The sequence below is a fragment of the Paenibacillus tundrae genome, from assembly GCF_036884255.1.
Taxonomy (GTDB): domain Bacteria; phylum Bacillota; class Bacilli; order Paenibacillales; family Paenibacillaceae; genus Paenibacillus.
In genome coordinates this window covers 1,912,951-1,930,979 of record NZ_CP145605.1, presented here as the reverse complement: position 1 = coordinate 1,930,979, position 18,029 = coordinate 1,912,951, and the positions used below count along the sequence as shown (strand labels likewise).

Genomic DNA, 18,029 nt, shown 5'->3' with positions numbered 1-18,029 from the left:
TCCAAGTTATTCGTCGTTCTTAGCGATTATTCCACTCCTGCTCATACGTATCTTCCTTGAAGCCAACGGTGACCTTGTCTCCGTCCGTTACAATAGGACGTTTGATGAGGCGACCATTCGAAGCTAGCAGACGAATCTGCTCTTCTACCGACATCCCAGGCAACTTATCCTTCAGCTGTTGCTCTTTGTAGACCTCTCCGCTAGTATTGAAAAATTTCTTAACCTCAAGGCCGCTCTTCTGGATCAAATCTGTAAGCTCAGCTTCAGTAGGCGGGGTATCAAAAATAGGAATTAACTCTAGCTGATGCTCTTGTGCCTCCAGCCACTTCACTGCTTTGCGGCATGTCCCGCATTTGGCGTACTGATATACTTTTAATTGACTCATTGCTACTCCTCCTTCGCTCCGGTTTCGTTTCTCGCTTCCCTTGGTTTGCTTTGCAAATCCAAAAGTCGCTCGAAAACAATACCATCGCATTGCAGTTTTACTTCATAAGCAATCCATTTCATATGGATCACTCAAATACTCAGCATGGTTGCGATCTTCAGATGCGATCCTCTCTTGGTTGCGTCTCGGCATCAAGTCGTTTCTCCAACGCTGCCAGATCTGGAGGCAGTGGTGCCTGGAATGTCATCCGCTGCTTCAGAATAGGATGGTCGAATGATAGCTCGTATGCATGTAAGGCTTGACGATCAATCCACCCATCTCGCTCGTTTCGCATCGCTTCTGTCTCAGCATTGATTCTATCGCTTGGCAAGGTCTTATACATCCGATCACCAATTAGCGGACAACCAATTGATGTCATATGTACACGAATTTGATGGGTTCGGCCACTCTCCAGTTTCAGATTCACTACACTGGCACTGCCATTTCCCCATGTCGTTACCACGTTGTATAAGGTTCTTGCGGCATAACCATCAGGTGTTACGATTCGACGATGAGGCTCTTCTGGGTCACGGTCAATTGGGCCATCCACCGCACCTTCTACCTCAGCAGGAGAGCCATGCACAATAGCCATATACTTTTTATCGACCGTTCCCGCAATCATCTGCTCCGACACATGCTGGTGCACATAAGGGTTTTTGGCTATCGCCAGCACACCTGATGTCTCCTGATCCAGACGATGGATCGGGCGGAAGCGGAAGCGCTCTGCTTTGGACTTCCAATAATGGACAACGCCATTGGCTAGCGTGCCTGTATAATGCCCATGCGTGGGATGTACGATAATGCCCGAATCCTTGTTGACAATAAGCAGATGCTCATCTTCATATAAAATGTTAAAAGGCAGCTCTTCTGGCAAAATGTCATCTGATTCTTCTTGCTCCATTCGAACTTCGAGTCGATCCCCCGCGGATACCTTCACGCTGATATACACACGCTCTCCGTTCAACATGATTCCTTGTTCCGTGAGCTTCAACCTCGACAAAAGTTTACGGGATATTTGCAGCCGCCGCTGAAGCACGGTCTTCAGTAGCCAGCCATCCTCCTGCTCAGGAATCGTATAGACAAGCGGCGAATAATACAGGCTCATTCTTTGCGGCGGAAAACTTTTTTGCTCCGCACATATTCAATATCAGCTACCTGTTGTCTCGCATTGGCTGTCCGTGCAACCACGAAGAAATAATCCGATAAACGGTTTAAATAACGTCTTACCGATGGATTAATATCGGTATGTTGCCCTAAGGTAACTGCGCGGCGTTCCGCACGACGACATACAGTACGGCATACATGCAGTGCAGACGATAGCTGACTTCCCCCCGGCAAGATGAAACGTTCTACCTTTGGATTCTCCGCATCATACATGTCAATCCATTGTTCCAATCTAGTAACCATCTCATCCCGCACTTTATATTTTGTCTCACTAATTCTTACAAAAGCGAGATCTGATCCACAGTCAAACAACTCCTGTTGTACTTCAAGCAAATGCTCACGGAGATCCTCGAATTGCCCTGTTGCATGATCAATTAAACTGATTGCCTGTCCCACAAAACAATTCAGTTCATCAATTGTTCCATATGCCTCTACTCGATCATCATCCTTGATGACCCGTCCACCAATCACTGATGTTTGACCTTCGTCACCTGTTCGTGTGTATATGCCCATGCTAATCCCTCCAATTGTTATTGATTCGCGCGGTAGAATATTCGGGTTATTAGTATTGCGAACATTCCTTAACTTCAACTTAACCAGTATACTTGACCACCATAAGATACGGAAATGCATTTTTTTCAGAAACCGCTTGGAAGCTTGCCACGTATATTGAATGGAGTTGTAATGCTGAGTATACATGAAATTGATAAACCCCCATAAAAAAAGGAGACGATGATGCAGAACTGGATAACCGATTTCATGGAACAGTATGGATACATAGGAATCGCGCTGATAATTGCCCTTGAGAATGTATTTCCGCCCATTCCTTCTGAGATTATTTTGCCATTCGGCGGATTTATGACTACGTATACTAGCCTCACACTGCCTGGCGTTATTATTGCTGCAACGATCGGATCTGTACTTGGAGCTATCATTTTATATGCCATTGGACTGTTAATTGATGTGAACCGATTAGAGAAAATAGTAGACCGCTGGGGTCATATTCTACGTATCAAAAAAGAGGACATTCATCGTGTAGACGCATGGTTCGATAAATACGGAATGTGGACTGTCTTGTTCTGCCGTATGATTCCTCTTGTTCGTAGCTTAATCTCCATCCCTGCCGGTATGTCCAATATGAAGTTTGGATTATTCGTCCTTTTTACCACAATCGGTACATTCGTATGGAATATTATTCTTGTTTCTGTTGGAGCCGCACTTGGAGCATCATGGGAAAGTATTCTGAGCTTTATGGATGTGTACTCCCTTGTGATTTACATCATTCTCGCAATCCTTATTGTAGGATTCATAATATGGTGGATCAAACGGAGTAGAGCTCGGAACTAGACCGTGCCTTAGCACTCTGCCAACTCTTATTTGAATTTGATATAAGATACACACTAATATACAAATTCATGTTACGTAAAGGATGGGTATGATTGGCTCTTTCCTCGTTTACTCTCACTAGTGCCCCTATAAAGAAAGACGTGCCGTCTCCTATAGACCGCACGTCTTTCTTTATTAAACGTCCATTATGTAGCCTTTGCCATGACTCGTATGATATAAGACGATTTATTCATAACGTACTGAGCGTGCCTTAAGCTCCATCGCTAGACCAGATACGAGCATGTAGACTTGTTCAGAGTGCGCCTGAAGTGCACGATTCACCGATGCCATTCTTGCAGCGAAGATACGCTCTTCTTCCGTTGGGTTCAGTGAACCATGCATTTCATTGGTGATAACAAGCATCTTCCCTTGATAAGACAACATGGCATCCAGCAATCGCTGCGTTTCTACACGTTGTTCATCCAAATCGTCATTCGCTCTAAAACCAGCAACCATCCACGAGGTTAAACTATCCACGATTACAATCCGACGATCTGCCAGAAATAAATTAGATTCTCGATTAATCTGATGAATAACTTCCGTCAGATGTTGACCATTCCCAGCTTCAATGACACGATAGTGAGCGGATGGAAATTCCGGAATGATCGCTTCATGATCGCCAGTTGATAAATAGATGCCTTCCCGGCTGATCTCCGCCGCATAACCAAGGGCAAACTTCGTTTTACCACTACCTATACCCCCAGTGACCGTAATCAACAATCCGCTCCCCTCCTTCCATAGCTAGGCTTCACACCTATTTACTCTGTTAATGCCTTCAGTACTTTCTTCGATTCTTCAATATTTGAAGCGGACACTGGAATGGTTGCAAATAAATTTTTTGCAGCATACTGCACTTCTTGGAACATCTTCATATCTTCAAGCGGAATTCCATAGAGATGTGTTTCTTTTTTGATATCAGATCCATCATCTCCTGTGCCATCTTCAACGAAAACTCCACCTTCAAATACTCCTCGCTCGTATTTCTCTTGATCGAATGTATCATCTAAAGACACGTTTGAGCCATTGTTGCCGTATTGCTTCATGTCTGCTTCAGGCAGTATAAAAATATCATGCCCACCTGCGGCATATTCTACCAGGATTTTCTGTACATCATACATCGCACTAGTGACAACCTCTACTTTAGGCTCTTCACCTAGCTTTTGCTGCAAATTCGCCTGTAGTTGTTCTGAAATAACGGACGGATCACCCTGGTTATCAATAATAAAAATCGTGAATCCACTCTTTCCTCCACAACCAGTAAGCACCAAAATTATGGAGATGATTGCCATTAGACCCCAAACTCTTTTCATTCCAGCTCCCCCTTTTGTCTCCTATGTCCAATATATCACAATTGTTCCACGCAAAAAAATAAGCACGCCTTCTAAGGCTATGATTCGACTCATGCCACAAAAAAAGAGACCCCTCTGGGTCTCTCTACAGCCAATATACGTAACGTTTCGATAGCCTGCAACAACAGCAATCTATATTACATATACCCGGCAAAATATCATTTGCTTTTGATCGGGTTAGCTTTCATGTACTCGTTAATCTTCAGATCAAGCAAACTGCTGATCTCAATAACGATGTCAGAAGTGAATGATTTTTCTTCAAGGAAGATCTGCTCCATCTTCAGACGCAGCAGATGAATTTCATCTTCCAAGGAAATGTCATGCAATGATGCGTGATCTCGTTTCACCGACCATCGGTCGCCATGATCGCCTTCAGCCAGATATTGTCCACGATTAGTCGGTAACTCATATTCAACACAAAACAAGCTAACCCCTCCTTGGAAAATGTTCTTCCGAATGTTAAATGCTAGAAAAAGTTATTTCAAATTGAAATTATATCACAATAATTTGTAAAAGAAAGTCATTTTTTCTAATATAACAAATTGTATCATTCGGGTATCCTTTTCAAACATTCAAAAGACTCCTCTTACTTATTAACCCTCTTTTTGTATCTTGTAAACAAAATTTCCGATTCGTTCCAGCGCTTCGTTCAATTGAGTCACTGAAGTTGCATAGGAACAACGAAGGAAACCTTCACCTTGTGGGCCAAACACATTACCAGGTACAGCAGCAACCTTATTTTCTGTGAGCAATCGTTCAGCAAAAACATCAGAAGTAAGGCCTGTCTTTTGAATACTTGGGAATGCATAAAATGCACCCTGGGGTTCATGACAGTCTAATCCAATATCGCGGAACCCCTGTACGATCAGCCTTCTGCGCTGATTATAGGACTCCACCATTCTGTCCTTCTCACCTAATCCGTTCGTTAAAGCTTCAAGTGCAGCCACTTGGCCCATCGCAGGAGCACACATAACCGTATACTGATGGATTTTGAGCATTGCCGCAATAAGCTCTGGGTGTCCGCACATGTATCCGATCCGCCAGCCAGTCATAGCAAATGCTTTGGAGAATCCACTGACTAGAATTGTGCGTTCCTTCATATCAGGGATTGAAGCGAAGCTAACGTGTTTTTGCGTATACGTCAACTCAGCATATATCTCATCAGCAATGACAATAAGATCATGCTTCTTGATCACTTCAGCAATCGGAAGCCATTCTTCATACGTCATGATTGCTCCGGTTGGATTGCTTGGATAACACAGAATCACAACTTTGGATTTAGGCGTAATACTTGCCTCAAGCGCCTCCGCTGTTACTTTGAATTGATCTTTGGCGTAGGTCTCAACACCAACAGGCACACCCCCACCAATTGAAGCAATGGGTGAATATGCTACATACGACGGTTCTGGAATCAGAATTTCGTCTCCAGGTACGATCAAGGCCCGCAATGCGAGGTCAATCGCTTCACTGCCGCCAACCGTTACGATAATTTCGTCCTTCGGATCATACTTTGTATCGAATTGGGTATGCAAATAATCGCTGATAGCTTCTCTCAGCTTCGGCATACCGGCATTTGACGTATAACTAGTCATGCCTCTTTCCAATGAATACACACAAGCTTCTCTCATGTGCCATGGCGTAACAAAGTCCGGTTCCCCGACGCCAAGTGTAATGATGTCTTTGTTATCACCAACCAGATCAAAAAACTTACGAATTCCGGATGGCGGTATCTGCTGAACCAAAGGTGCCAGATACGAAGTCATTTTCTTGTTATTCCCTGTTGTCTGTTCATTCACTATCATGACACATCTTCCTTTACGGCGAGATCATGAGACGGTTGTCTTCCTGATGGTCTTCAAAAATAATCCCGTCCTGCTTATATTTTTTAAGAATAAAATTCGTTTTGGTGGAGAGTACTGAATCAATCGGAGACAGTTTCTCGGATACAAAATTAGCAACTTCACGAAGGTTGCCACCTTCAACTTCAACGAGCAAATCATATGCTCCCGACATGAGATAAACCGATTTTACTTGAGGATACAAGTAGATTCGTTCAGCAATACCTTCGAATCCCCGACCACGCTCTGGCGTAATCTGTACTTCGATCAGTGCTGTGACTTTCTCATCATCAATTTTGCTCCAGTTAACGACCGTTGCGTATTTGACGATGACGTGCTCTTGCTCCAGCTGTGCGACGACATTCTTAATCTTATCTTCCGACTCTCCGAGCAGCGTAGACAGCAGCGCGGGAGTCCTTCTCGCGTCTTCCTTCAACAGATTCAGAACTTTCAATTGCAGGTCGTTCAAATCCTTCATGTGTTTCCCTCCAGCGTCATCCAAGTTCCTTAACGTACGTGTTCGAGCTATCTCTTCAAAGAATTAATACTTATATTACATGAATTTAACGTTGATGCAAAGACAAAAACCGCCTGCCTTGAATTCAGGCAAGCGGTGGTATGGTCTTTACACAGGCTTGTGCTTCAAACCCCTTTTCCAGAGGTTACATGTAATAAGGATTACCGTAACTAGGCTGATGCTGAGGCACATTAGGTGCCTGGCTGTATGGACTGCTTTGCGTGTTCTTCTCCTGAATGAATTGCTGACATTTCTGTTGTGTCTGCTGTGCAGACTGGAGTTGCTTATCAACATCTGAACGTAGGGCTTTGGACGATGCAGAATACATGTTGTTTTGTTGCATCAGATTGAACAATTCACCCTGTAAACGCAAAGTATCATTCGTCAGATCATTGAACATTTTACGAACTGTAGGACAGGAAGCTTCCGTAGTTGCTGTCGTATATTCCCGTGAAGTTCGTCTCAAATCTGCAAGAATCGACTTTAACAAGTCCTGTTCTTGCATAAAATTCCCACTGGATGACAAAGATTGTGTGTACACGTATTTTCCTCCTAAGCATTAAAATCACTTGCTAACGGTTTGAAGTTTATTGCGACTGGGAAGGTGCAAGAGATTGATGTTGGTGCAGAGCCTGGATCAGCGTGTTCAAATGTTGTTCATGGGCGCGAACATATTGGTTCAATGCCTGCCCAATCTGTGGCTGGTGTGAGATCGATGCTGTAGCAGCACACTGTTTAATCAGCATTTCTTCATTGGAGATTGAATCCGCAATATAGTTCAGTTCCTTAGGGCTCAGTGCTTGCATTTGTGAATATTGCATGTATGTCTGACCTCCTTAACCTAAAGTTTATGCGAATTTATTGTTACCTTGTCCTGAAAAAGTATACTTCATTAAATGAACCGAGGTGGTCTATTGTGGAACTCATTAACGGAACAACGTACTGGCCAACCACGTTCCAACCGACACGCAATTATCCAGTTCTAGAAGAGAATCTTACCTGTGATTGCCTCATTGTTGGCGGTGGAATGGCTGGAGCCTTATCGGCCAAGCTTCTGACCGATCGTGGAATTCAAACCATCCTTATTGACAAGAGAGAGATCGGGCATGGCAGTAGTATGGCGAACACGGGCTTACTCCAATATACGAATGATAAGACGTTGACCTCCTGTATCCAGACATTTGGAGAACAGACAGGAGTACGATTTTATGAGTTGTGTCGAGATGCAATGCAGCAGCTAGCCGAGATTGCACAAAAGCTTGAAATTGATCCTTGGTTTGTGCCTCGCACAAGTCTATATTGCGCAACTGATGAGGATGATATAGTTATGCTTGAGGAGGAATATCGCAATCTGAAGCATTACGGATTCGATGTAGAGCTCTGGAATGAAGACAAAATTCGTTCCGTGTTCCCTTTCAGCAAGCGAGCTGCATTGTATACAAGTGGTGATGCGGAGGTTAATCCGTATCGCTTGGTTCACTCACTCATCGACTCGGCCTCAAATCAGGGAGCCAAAGTCTTCGCTCATACCGCCATGACCCATTGTGACTACAATGAGGATGGAGTGGTATGTTATACGCCACAAGGAACAATTCGTGCCAAGCATGTTATTTTCTCTACAGGATATGAAACGCAAGAGATCAAGAATGATCGCGGGGCATATCTGAAGAGCACTTACGCCATTGCCACCAAACCACTGAAGGATCTCGGTAGCTGGCATGAACAATGCATGATATGGGAAACTGCCAGACCTTATCTATACATGCGCACAACACCAGATGGACGAATTATTGCAGGTGGACTAGATGAGGAACGTCCGCGTGAGGATCAACGAGCGATCAAAGCAGCTCATAAAGGTGACATTTTACTGCAACAGATTGCGGTATATTTCCCTTTATCCGACCTTGAAGTAGATTATGCTTGGGAAGCGGTCTTTGGTAGCACGCATGACGGGCTTCCCCTAATTGGAGCGCATCCGGATTACCCACATTCATATTTTGTAGAAGGGTATGGTGGCAATGGGACAGTGTATAGCATGATTGGCGCAAAGCTAATTACAGAGCTTATTGCTACGGGTACTAAGAACCCCGATTTGGATCTATTTTCACTCACAAGAACTAGCAAACCTTCACCCGTCTAACTGGAGTAAGCATACAAGTATTGTGATGTAAATAAAGTCTAGACAATAACAGCATTTGAAGCAGCTACATTTAAAACTTACAAAAAAAAAGGTACATTCACAGGAATTACATCCTTGAACGTACCTTTTTATTTTTGCCATACATATATAAGTAAGCACTAACACCCTCATACTGTCAGCACTACAAGAGGCATAATCTTAAGCCCAATCCATGGCCTTAGATTTATGACGATGTTGTACCTTTTCCTTCATTGTGTCTTAACATCTTACGCATAAAGACCCAACCGATTAGCGGAAAGGCTCCTAAGATGATAATTAACCAAGTTAGCGTTCGCAGCGAAGGTTCATTCATGACGGTTAGAATAAAGACCCCCAATCCAAACAGCCGACCAATCATCAGGGAAAGCTCTCTTAGTACGACAAGTTCTACTCTTTTTTCGACATTTTCACCACTCGTGCCCATCATATCAAAACCTGCTGAGATCATCGGCAGAATGTACAATGGCATCGCAAAGGCACTTCCGATTCCCATAATCAACAGCGTACCATAGGTCACTTTCCAAAGAACCGGCATTAAAACAATGAACAGCAATATGGCTCCAATGAGCATTCCCTTCGCTCTATACTGTGGCTTATACCATTTGCCTGCTGCCCAGTAACTTACAAGTGCTACTGCAGAAGTGATAAGAGAAAACTGCCCTAGCTTGTACTCCTGAGCAGTAGCCACATAGACCAGTAAAGCGATCAAGAATGCGAATACACCCTCACGCACCCCTTGAGCAAATAAACCTAAAGCAAGCGGCCTCCAAGGACTATGCGGTTTGGACAGTTGGAGCCAAGGCTCCGACCAGCGGTATGTACCGCTCACCTTTCTTTTTTTGAGAAAGAAACTGAACACGACTGCAATCACATAAATGACCAGAGACACCGTAAAAATAAGACGATATCCCGTATTATCCGTCATTCGAGAAATGACCAGTCCAGAGAACCATGGCCCGATAATACCTGTCATTGATCCTAACAGACCAACCCAGCCATTAAATAAATCCCGGTTATCGCGATCCGTTATCTCAAAATATACAACGTTAAATGCAATCCAGAACAGACCTAATGCACACCCTAACAATATGCCTAGAGGCCAAATCCAGTCTACAGCGCTAGAACCAACCCAGAGAACTGTCATATAAAAAAGCCCTGATAATGCTGTCCCTAGTCTTAACGCACTCATTTTGTTATGTTCCTTAACCCATTTACCAGCAATCCAAAATGTGAGCCCGATGGCAAGTTGCTGACTGACCGTGAACCAACCTAACATCGCGTAGTCTGGTCTGCTCTTCCACAAGTACACATTCAAAAATGTTCCTGACAAAGCACCTGCTAACACAAACAATCCATTCACGCTCAAAAGCAGAATGGATTGTCGACCCAAAGAAATCTTCATCTGCTCCTCCTTTGTCCACCTGAAGTGAGCACTTTACAGGTAGGTCTCAGGTTTAACGTACCCCAAGCGCTAGGAAAACATGATGAATCTTTGGCATGGCTATAAAATTTTATTTTGAAAGAGCTTTATAAAATGATTTATTTCTTCGCACTCAAATTCTGAATCAGACGAAGACGATCATCCTCTGACAGACTGTATTGAACTTGGAAACATCCTGAGCAGACATACATCTGCACTGTGAACGGAGGTGACAACAAATCACCCGTTCCCGCAGCACCATTCGGAACAGACGTGAAGTTCGCCTGGTCTGCTTGTTGAGTACCTGCTAACAGCATGAACTCACGACAGTGTGGGCATTCTGGGACTTCTTCCTGATGATCGAGTTGCTTCTCAACACCTTCTTCGTATTGGATCAGATCATTCCCCTCATCCGCATACTTGGTTAGTGTGCGCAATTCAGGTAGTTTCAGTTCTACCTCATCGCCCCATAAATCAGAGATATCCGTTCCCTGATTTTCGTGCACCTCATCATCCTCGTAGACATCCGTTTCGTTGTCAATCTCCTCTTCGTCTCCGATGCTAATGTTAAGTGTGCGATATCCGTTTAGTTCATTGTGGCAATGTGGGCACTCTTCTTCAGGTCCCAGTTCCTCATCCCATACAATCTCCGTGTGACACCAAGGACATACTGTTGTTTCCATATCTAATCAACCTTTCTCTTTCTGTATAACCATCAAGTATTCATAACATAAATGACGCCAATAGTGAAAAATACAATGGATGCAGCAAACAAAATTCGAATTAACAGTTTCATGCCGCAAGACCTCCTACATGATGCTCGCGCCAATGACAAAGGATAGCGAGACCGAGATAATCATGGAAATCAGTCCAACCGCCCGGTTATCCGCTTCAATTTCCTTATCAATGGAGAACACCGGGGTCAAAAATTCAAATAAAAAGTAGGCAACAAGCAGGAGAATAAACCCTAGAAATGACCACGTCATGGCTTCATAGACTGAAGATTTGGCTTGAATACAGAAACGAAGTACGTTACATATGCCAAAAATTTTGCCACCTGTTGCCATAGCAACCGCGATATTTCCCTTCTTAATCTCATCCCAGCACTTATACTTGGTAACTAGTTCGAAGCAAGCGAGAAAAATGAGAAGCTCCATAATGGCTACCGAAAAAAAACCGAGCACCATCCCCAAGGGATGGGACAGCAATTGGTCAATCGTCCCTTTCACGCACGGTTCCCCTTCCCGCTTCCGCATTCAAAGCTGACTAAGAATGCGGAAATTCAATGATTCATGGCATGGGCAAGCTACTCCAGTTCTGCTACGGTAACACCGTTTCCGCCTTCCCCATAATTGCCCAGCCGATAACTTTTAATATGTCTATGCTTGCGCAGATAATCCTGAATACCGGAACGTAAAATTCCTGTTCCTTTACCGTGGATAATGTATACCTGACCCAGATTCGCAAGGAACGCTTCGTCGATAAAACGATCCGTTTCCATCAGAGCTTCCTCCAAATTGGCACCGCGCAGGTCCAGCTCGCTCTTGACATTGTCATCACGAGTTCGTTTCATTCCGGTCACAGGTTTTTGTTTGGGTGTCACTACAGTTGAAGCAGACTGCTTCAGCTCAAGATCATTCAGTGATACTTTCATCTTCATAATACCAAGCTGTACCACTGCTTCCTTGCTTCCAGACATCTCAACAACATGACCTTTCTGATTCAAGCTGTACACTAACACTTCATCGCCTGGGCCAATAGCACGAGCCTTCGGAGCGGATGCCGTGCGTTTAACGGTCTTCTTCCGTTTCTCCGGTTCAGCTTCGTCTAATTGTTTACGAGCAGCAATTAGCTTGTGCTCCTTAACCGATGCTCCTTCTTCCATAGCTAGCTGACGCAGATCAGCAATAATTTTCTCAGCTTCTGCTCTAGCTTTGTCCACAATCAGGCGCGCATCTTCTTCTGCCTTCTCAATCCGGCGGTCACGCTGCTGTTCCAGCTTCTCCAGTTCGGATTGATGTCGACTACGTAGCTTCTCCATGTCTGCACGTAAATGTTCCGCCTTCTCACGCTCTTGCTCGGCAGTCAGTCGATTCTCTTCTAGTGAAGCAATCATATTCTCCACCCGTTGATCCTCTTCCTTCACCTCGCCACGAGCATAATCCAGAATGTTAGTTGGAAGCCCAAGACGTTCCGCAATCGCAAAGGCATTACTTCGACCAGGAACACCAACAAGCAAACGATAGGTTGGACTTAATGTATTCACATCAAATTCCATACTCGCATTGATAACGCCTTTGCGTTCATATGCGTATGCCTTCAGCTCACTATAATGCGTTGTAGCTACCATACGACAACCGGTCTGATGCATATGTTCCAGAATGGAAATCGCTAGTGCCGAACCTTCTGCCGGATCTGTTCCCGCGCCAAGCTCATCGAGGAGAACAAGGCTTTTCGTTGTCATGTTTTTCAAAATTCGAATAATGTTGGTCATGTGACTGGAGAACGTACTCAAGTTCTGTTCAATACTCTGTTCGTCTCCAATATCGGCATAGATCGCATCAAATACACAGAGCTGACTGCCATCTTCAGCAGGGACAAACAATCCAGACATGGCCATCAAACTGAGCAAACCAATCGTTTTTAGCGTGACTGTTTTACCACCTGTATTCGGCCCTGTGACAATAATCGATGTATAATCATTGCCTAATTCAATATCCGTAGGCACAACATTCTCAATGGCAATTAGCGGATGACGCCCCTTCTTCAACTTAATGAAGCCGCGATCATTCATCCGAGGTAAGGTTGCCTTCAGTTCGCGCGCTAAACGTGACTTCGCAAAGATGAAATCAAGCGTCCCCAATAGATCGACATCATCCAACAGCCATTCTGCCTGCTCACTGACAAGGGCTGTCAATTTCTGCAAAATAACTTCAATTTCGCGCTCTTCCCGAATTCGAGTCTCACGTAATTTGTTATTCATTGCAACAATTGATTCCGGTTCAATAAACAGAGTCGCACCTGAACCCGACTGATCATGTACAATCCCCCCGAAGTAAGAACGATACTCTGCTTTTACCGGGATTACAAAGCGATCCCCACGAATAGTAATCAACTGATCCTGTAGCATTTTAGATACCGTTGATGAGCGGATCATGGAATCCAGCTTCTCCCTGATTCGAGCTTCACCGCCCCGAAGTTCGCGACGAATCTGAGCAAGCGTGACGCTCGCACTATCAGCAACTTCAGCATTATCTTCAATACAGCTACGAATTTCATCTTCTAGTGCTTTTTGCTCCGACAACTGGTCACTAATGAAGAACAGCGACTCCACCTTTTCATCTTCATGAAGTGTAGCAATTTGCCGTTTGAGTCTACGTGAAGCAAGGGTAGTGTTCGAAATACTGAGAAGTTCATGTGGATTCAAGGTGCCCCCAATTTCTGAACGTTTAATGGAGGCTGTAATGTCAACGATGCCACCGAAAGATGGCGAACCCTTCAATCGATCAAACTTAAAGGCTTCGTCCGTTTGCTGTAGTAATCTTTTCACTTCATCTAGGTCACCAATTGGCACCAGAGTATCCGCTTTCTTCTTGCCCATTGTCGTTTGGGCAAAGCCTTGCAATGTATTTAAAATTTTGCGGTATTCCAATGTGTGTAAAATTTTCGTATCCAAGTGTACAACTCCTTCCAAACTATAACTGTATTATAGCGAAAGAAACTTTCTAACGCTATTTAACGAATCCTTCCACACATAAGTTATGACATTAAGCCACAAACTACAGGTGTCAGGATTTTGCAACGTCCCCAAGCGAACAGGATGCTCAATGCATAATCCGATCTGAAATATAAGGAGGTAAACACGTTGAACTTCTTGGGACATGTTGTACGATTCATTATCGCAGCCATTGTACTAATGGTCGTCAGTTGGATTGTACCTGGTTTTGCCGTTGGTGGTTTCTTGAGCGCCCTTATGCTAGCTCTGGTCATTGCCCTTCTTGGTTGGATCATTGAAGGTGTCTTTGGTAAAAGGGTCTCTCCCTTCGGCCGTGGAATCGTTGGCTTCATTGTCAGTGCACTAGTGATCTGGTTAGGTCAATACGTTGTCGATCACGTTGAAGTCAGCTTGCTTGGAGCCATTTTAGCCGCACTGGTTATCGGGATTATCGATTTGTTCATCCCTGTATCCACACCGTTTGAGGCAGGGCGTGAATCCAACAAACGTTCGTAAGATCAAGGCTATACCCTGGCTAAACACGTTAGATCAGTAACATAGCTCATCCGTAGACCTCTGATGGCTTCACAGCCTGATGAGGTTTATTTTTTATGAAGTCTTCCCCTACACCACATCATAATCTGAATAATTTTCAATAAAACGACATAGCCCACATGTACAGGCGTATTCAATTTGCGGTATGATGACTGAAGAAATCATTCAAATTCCATCTATTACAATAAGGGGGCACATGATGAAAAAAAGTATAGCCTGGCTCGTAGCTTGTATGTTGATTATGGTTCTTGCAGCATGCGGATCAGGAAACTCAAGTAATGGCAGCGATGCTGATCCTGAAATTACTGCAAGTGAGGAACTCGTGATCAAGGCAAGCAACTATGAGTTCGACAAGCCCGAGTATCACCTCAAAAAAGGGGTTCCCGTTAACATTATTTACGAAAACACAAATGGCAATCACGGCTTGCTTGTGCCTGAACTTAAACTGCAACTAGACATCCAAAACACTTCAAAAGTAATCATCCCTGACCAAGTCGGCGAATTTGAGATGTCATGTTCTGTATTCTGTGGTAGCGGGCACAGTAGCATGATCTCCAAAATTATTGTTGAAGAATAGATAACCAAGACAAGGAGCCCCCGTAACATTGGGAGCTCTTTCTTTCATTATAACAAATTGTACAATAGGTTGTTCAAAAAGCCCGCTTTTGAGCATGCACTATAAGAATTCAATGCCAGGATGATATCCAAATCCACAGAGATTAATTCTGATCCTGTTCAATCAATTCAATCCATTCGTTATACTCCGTCTGTAACTTCGTATATTCATCTTTCAACTGTCGATGCTCCGTGTTCAGTTGCTCCGCCTTCTCTTGCTCCATTTCACGTTCGACTTGTAACAAGCGAAGCTGATTCGCAGCAAGCTCATAACGGTCACTGATCTCAAGCAGTTCATGCTCCAGAGCTTGTTTCTCAGAGGTAGCCTCTGCACGTAGCTGATCTAATTGCTGACGCTCTTGTTCTAGCTCTTCAACCTTCTCAGCACTTGCAGCACTTTCTTTCTGCCAGACATTCATCTCATTCTCCAATGCAGTCCAGCGTTCTTGCCAGGATTGCTCCTGTGCTGCCCACTCGTCGGCACGTCGCTGCCAAACTTGATCATTTTGCTCCGACTCTGCAGCTTTTGAACGAAGTTGCTCTTGAAGTTGCTCTTCTCTATCGGTTAGCGCCTGTAAACGGGAAGACAGGTCTGATTGTTTGGCAGTTAGCTCTTCGTGCTTGATCTGCCATTCCAATGCTTCTTCCTCCGTCTGCGCAAGTAAACTTGCCTGCTCATCTATTCGTGTAGATAACTGCTGTACTTCATTGCGAGTCGCAGACAGCTGCTTCTCAAGCGTATCCTTATCCACAGCCAACTCATCAAGCTTGCGAGTGTAGTCCTCTTCGCGCTGGAGAGCATCTCCATAATCATGGCGGATCTGCTTATAACTCTCTTGCAGCTTATTCAGTTCCTCTCGAAGTTCACCCATCTCGCGATCAAGCTGAAGACGCTCTTGTTCCCATTCACCAGCTTGGCTTTGGAAACGTTCTGCTGCTGCTTTATGACGCTCTGCTTCATCCTTCACGACAGATAACTCATCATGTAGAGACTGAACACCTGCTTCCAGCGTCTCATTCTGTTCAACAGCTTCAAGAACCTGCGTTTCCAACTCTTCCATTTCGAGTCGACGCTGCTCAGCAAGGTCTTTCCATGACTGTTCATTCTGCGTCAATGTGCTAATCTCATGCTGCAATGTACGTACAGCCGCATGAGCCTGCTCCAGCACTTTTTGCAGTCTGCGCTGCTCATCTTCCGACTTCGCTTCGGATTCACGAAGCTTCTGAATCTCCTGTTCCAACGTGCCCTGTTGTTCCTGAACTTTGCGAAGCTGTGCTGTAAGGGAAGATTCACGCTCAATCGTTTCGTTGTATTGTTCTTTCCATTGTTGTTCGGTTTCAAGAGTTTGTTGTAGAAGCGATTCTGTTTCACGCAACTGTTCCTGAAGCTCGGTACGATCGTTCTTCAACTGCTCAAGCTGATGCTCAAGCTCCGTAATACGCCGTGTGTGTGTTTCTTGTTGCTGTTTACGCACTTCTTGTTCCTCGCGTAAAGTTCGTAGTTGCTCTCGCTCACTGTGAAGTTGTTGTTCTTGATCCACGACGACTTCTTGAGCTTGTTTGAGTTGCTCTGCCACATTACTAAGCTGTGTGCCCACGTCCTTCAGACGAGATTCAGCGAGTTCACGTTCAGCTTCCAACTGCTGATGTAGCTTCTCTTGTTCTTCATGTAATCTAGACTCGGCAGTTGCACGAGCCGCCGCAAGTTCAGCTGTCGCAGCTTGCTTCTCTTGCTGCAGCTGCTCTTCGTAAGCCGCCTCTTTCTCCATCCATTCCAATTCAGCCTGTTCCGATGACTCTTGGAACGAAGCCCGCAGCTCCTCAATCTCTGCAAGACGCTTCTCGTCAGCCTGTTGCTCCAACAACATCCGATCTTGCTTCGCCTTCTCAGTAAGCTGTAGTGCCTGATCTGTAGCAGATTGTTCTGCTTCCTGGATACGTTGCTCCAATTCAGACTTCAACGCGTTGTACTTCAGTTCTGCTTCTTCCTTCGCTTGTTGCAACTGAGTTTCCGCTTGCTCTAATTCTGACAAGATCGCAGCTTCTGCTTGTTCTTTGGCAGCCTGAACTTGCTGCGCTGCCTGCACTTCTAGCTGCTGTCGTTCAGCAACAGCCCGGCTCTCTGCTTCTTTTAGTTGAGCAGCCACTTTATTTTGCAGTTCCTTATATTGGGCAGCTGCTTTAGCTTCGGCTTGCTCTAATTGTGTTCTGGCACTTGCCTGTGCCTCTTTCAGTTGAGTTGCAGCCTGTGCCTGAACAGCCTTAAGCTGACTCGCTGCCTTGTCTTCCGCTTCTTTCAGGCGAGCTAACGTCTTCTCTTCCTTCTCTTTCAATTGCGCTGATGTTTGAGCTTGGAGTTTCTGCTCTTTCGCCGCTGCTTGTGCGCGCTCATTCTCCAGAGTGGAATTCAATTTGGCTATTTCAGCCTGTTGTTCCTCACGTAGCTTTGCCATGGCCTGTTCAGCCTCAGTTTTGAGTTTGGTCGCTTCAGCCAATGCTTGATCACGGCGATCCAGCTCCTGTTGATGTTCGCTCTGTATCTTGCTCAAACGATTAACTTCATTTCGAAGTTCAGTACGTTCACCTGTTAGCATTTTCAATTCATTCCGGATTTCCTGGGTCTGAAGAGATTGCTCAGCCATATGTACTGCTGCTAACACCGCAATGCGCGGTGTATCTAAGCGAGAGTGATGTTTGGAAATAGCGTTCATACGCTCGTCCACCAAATTAGCTACTTGTTTCATATAGTCGGCACTGCTGCCAACCAGTTTATAGGAAGTCCCGTAGATATCTACGGTGACGCGTGTACGATCAGGTGTAGTCACAGTTGTGCCCTCCTTCAAGTCTGTATGTTGATTCTAAGCTGT

At 44.7% G+C, this 18,029-nt stretch carries 19 protein-coding genes; 4 read left to right on the top strand and 15 right to left on the bottom strand.

The genetic code is table 11. The features are described from left to right. Positions 1-19: 19 nt before the first annotated feature. The 3 genes from V6W81_RS08620 to V6W81_RS08610 form a co-directional block, all read right to left on the bottom strand. Positions 20-385, bottom strand: a complete 366-nt coding sequence (locus V6W81_RS08620; RefSeq protein WP_338542658.1) for an arsenate reductase family protein — start codon at positions 383-385, stop codon at positions 20-22. A gap of 157 nt (positions 386-542) precedes the next feature. Next, on the bottom strand, positions 543-1,529 hold the full coding sequence (locus tag V6W81_RS08615) for an RluA family pseudouridine synthase (protein WP_338542657.1): 987 nt from the start codon (positions 1,527-1,529) through the stop codon (positions 543-545). Continuing rightward, positions 1,526-2,101: a cob(I)yrinic acid a,c-diamide adenosyltransferase gene (locus tag V6W81_RS08610; protein WP_145047973.1), complete on the bottom strand. Its 576-nt coding sequence runs from the start codon at positions 2,099-2,101 to the stop codon at positions 1,526-1,528. Before V6W81_RS08610 ends, V6W81_RS08615 begins: the two co-directional genes overlap by 4 nt. 222 nt (positions 2,102-2,323) lie before the next feature. Here V6W81_RS08610 and V6W81_RS08605 point away from each other — a divergent pair, with 222 nt between their 5' ends. Continuing rightward, positions 2,324-2,935 carry a DedA family protein gene (locus tag V6W81_RS08605; RefSeq protein WP_338543972.1) on the top strand — a complete coding sequence of 204 codons (612 nt, stop codon included), beginning with the start codon at positions 2,324-2,326 and terminating at the stop codon, positions 2,933-2,935. A gap of 225 nt (positions 2,936-3,160) precedes the next feature. Here the strand turns inward: V6W81_RS08605 and V6W81_RS08600 are convergent, their stop codons facing one another. From V6W81_RS08600 to V6W81_RS08570, 7 genes are all read right to left on the bottom strand, one after another. After that, a complete protein-coding gene (locus V6W81_RS08600; RefSeq protein ID WP_338542656.1) occupies positions 3,161-3,694 on the bottom strand; it encodes a bifunctional adenosylcobinamide kinase/adenosylcobinamide-phosphate guanylyltransferase in 534 nt (177 codons plus the stop codon). A 38-nt stretch (positions 3,695-3,732) separates the two neighbouring features. Next, the gene (locus V6W81_RS08595; RefSeq protein ID WP_056698582.1) at positions 3,733-4,284 is read right to left on the bottom strand and encodes a hypothetical protein; all 552 of its coding nucleotides are present in this window, start codon (positions 4,282-4,284) and stop codon (positions 3,733-3,735) included. A 197-nt stretch (positions 4,285-4,481) separates the two neighbouring features. After that, on the bottom strand, positions 4,482-4,703 hold the full coding sequence (locus tag V6W81_RS08590; protein ID WP_186380932.1) for an aspartyl-phosphate phosphatase Spo0E family protein: 222 nt from the start codon (positions 4,701-4,703) through the stop codon (positions 4,482-4,484). 213 nt (positions 4,704-4,916) lie between these two features. Next, positions 4,917-6,125: an aminotransferase class I/II-fold pyridoxal phosphate-dependent enzyme gene (locus V6W81_RS08585; RefSeq protein WP_128101082.1), complete on the bottom strand. Its 1,209-nt coding sequence runs from the start codon at positions 6,123-6,125 to the stop codon at positions 4,917-4,919. A 13-nt stretch (positions 6,126-6,138) separates the two neighbouring features. Continuing rightward, positions 6,139-6,639: an Lrp/AsnC family transcriptional regulator gene (locus V6W81_RS08580; RefSeq protein ID WP_056698588.1), complete on the bottom strand. Its 501-nt coding sequence runs from the start codon at positions 6,637-6,639 to the stop codon at positions 6,139-6,141. Between the two features lie 184 nt (positions 6,640-6,823). After that, positions 6,824-7,219: a spore coat protein gene (locus V6W81_RS08575; RefSeq protein ID WP_145047976.1), complete on the bottom strand. Its 396-nt coding sequence runs from the start codon at positions 7,217-7,219 to the stop codon at positions 6,824-6,826. 46 nt (positions 7,220-7,265) lie between these two features. Beyond that, on the bottom strand, positions 7,266-7,499 hold the full coding sequence (locus V6W81_RS08570; RefSeq protein WP_056698596.1) for a hypothetical protein: 234 nt from the start codon (positions 7,497-7,499) through the stop codon (positions 7,266-7,268). Between the two features lie 95 nt (positions 7,500-7,594). On the opposite strand from V6W81_RS08570, the gene V6W81_RS08565 reads away from it, so the two are divergent. Next, positions 7,595-8,818 (top strand): NAD(P)/FAD-dependent oxidoreductase, encoded by a 1,224-nt coding sequence (locus tag V6W81_RS08565; protein WP_338542653.1) that lies wholly within the window; start codon positions 7,595-7,597, stop codon positions 8,816-8,818. A 223-nt stretch (positions 8,819-9,041) separates the two neighbouring features. Here the strand turns inward: V6W81_RS08565 and V6W81_RS08560 are convergent, their stop codons facing one another. The 4 genes from V6W81_RS08560 to V6W81_RS08545 all read right to left on the bottom strand — a co-directional run bounded on the left by V6W81_RS08560 (position 9,042) and on the right by V6W81_RS08545 (position 13,953). Then, positions 9,042-10,259, bottom strand: coding sequence for an MFS transporter (locus V6W81_RS08560; protein ID WP_338542652.1), 1,218 nt, complete (start codon positions 10,257-10,259; stop codon positions 9,042-9,044). A gap of 137 nt (positions 10,260-10,396) precedes the next feature. After that, entirely contained in the window at positions 10,397-10,960 is a 564-nt protein-coding gene (locus V6W81_RS08555) for a hypothetical protein (RefSeq protein ID WP_338542650.1), read from the bottom strand. 126 nt (positions 10,961-11,086) lie between these two features. After that, positions 11,087-11,533 (bottom strand): DUF350 domain-containing protein, encoded by a 447-nt coding sequence (locus V6W81_RS08550; RefSeq protein ID WP_128101076.1) that lies wholly within the window; start codon positions 11,531-11,533, stop codon positions 11,087-11,089. A 50-nt stretch (positions 11,534-11,583) separates the two neighbouring features. Next, positions 11,584-13,953 carry an endonuclease MutS2 gene (locus V6W81_RS08545; protein ID WP_338542648.1) on the bottom strand — a complete coding sequence of 790 codons (2,370 nt, stop codon included), beginning with the start codon at positions 13,951-13,953 and terminating at the stop codon, positions 11,584-11,586. Positions 13,954-14,142: 189 nt separating this feature from the next. Between V6W81_RS08545 and V6W81_RS08540 the strand changes: the two genes are divergently transcribed. Together V6W81_RS08540 and V6W81_RS08535 are read left to right on the top strand one after the other, a co-directional pair. Further along, positions 14,143-14,508, top strand: a complete 366-nt coding sequence (locus V6W81_RS08540) for a phage holin family protein (RefSeq protein WP_056698612.1) — start codon at positions 14,143-14,145, stop codon at positions 14,506-14,508. Positions 14,509-14,746: 238 nt separating this feature from the next. After that, positions 14,747-15,124 carry a cytochrome C oxidase subunit II gene (locus V6W81_RS08535; RefSeq protein WP_145047981.1) on the top strand — a complete coding sequence of 126 codons (378 nt, stop codon included), beginning with the start codon at positions 14,747-14,749 and terminating at the stop codon, positions 15,122-15,124. A 142-nt stretch (positions 15,125-15,266) separates the two neighbouring features. Here V6W81_RS08535 and zapA read toward each other — a convergent pair whose 3' ends face one another. After that, positions 15,267-17,987, bottom strand: coding sequence for a cell division protein ZapA (gene zapA / locus V6W81_RS08530; RefSeq protein WP_338542646.1), 2,721 nt, complete (start codon positions 17,985-17,987; stop codon positions 15,267-15,269). Positions 17,988-18,029 lie beyond the last annotated feature (42 nt).

Bases quoted from the DNA above. Each gene is read 5' to 3' on its own strand.
- V6W81_RS08620 (WP_338542658.1), bottom strand. From the start codon at position 385: ATGAGTCAATTAAAAGTATATCAGTACGCCAAATGCGGGACATGCCGC.
- V6W81_RS08615 (WP_338542657.1), bottom strand. From the start codon at position 1,529: ATGAGCCTGTATTATTCGCCGCTTGTCTATACGATTCCTGAGCAGGAG.
- V6W81_RS08610 (WP_145047973.1), bottom strand. From the start codon at position 2,101: ATGGGCATATACACACGAACAGGTGACGAAGGTCAAACATCAGTGATT.
- V6W81_RS08605 (WP_338543972.1), top strand. From the start codon at position 2,324: ATGCAGAACTGGATAACCGATTTCATGGAACAGTATGGATACATAGGA.
- V6W81_RS08595 (WP_056698582.1), bottom strand. From the start codon at position 4,284: ATGAAAAGAGTTTGGGGTCTAATGGCAATCATCTCCATAATTTTGGTG.
- V6W81_RS08585 (WP_128101082.1), bottom strand. From the start codon at position 6,125: ATGATAGTGAATGAACAGACAACAGGGAATAACAAGAAAATGACTTCG.
- V6W81_RS08580 (WP_056698588.1), bottom strand. From the start codon at position 6,639: ATGAAGGATTTGAACGACCTGCAATTGAAAGTTCTGAATCTGTTGAAG.
- V6W81_RS08570 (WP_056698596.1), bottom strand. From the start codon at position 7,499: ATGCAATATTCACAAATGCAAGCACTGAGCCCTAAGGAACTGAACTAT.
- V6W81_RS08560 (WP_338542652.1), bottom strand. From the start codon at position 10,259: ATGAAGATTTCTTTGGGTCGACAATCCATTCTGCTTTTGAGCGTGAAT.
- V6W81_RS08555 (WP_338542650.1), bottom strand. From the start codon at position 10,960: ATGGAAACAACAGTATGTCCTTGGTGTCACACGGAGATTGTATGGGAT.
- V6W81_RS08550 (WP_128101076.1), bottom strand. From the start codon at position 11,533: ATGCGGAAGCGGGAAGGGGAACCGTGCGTGAAAGGGACGATTGACCAA.
- V6W81_RS08535 (WP_145047981.1), top strand. From the start codon at position 14,747: ATGAAAAAAAGTATAGCCTGGCTCGTAGCTTGTATGTTGATTATGGTT.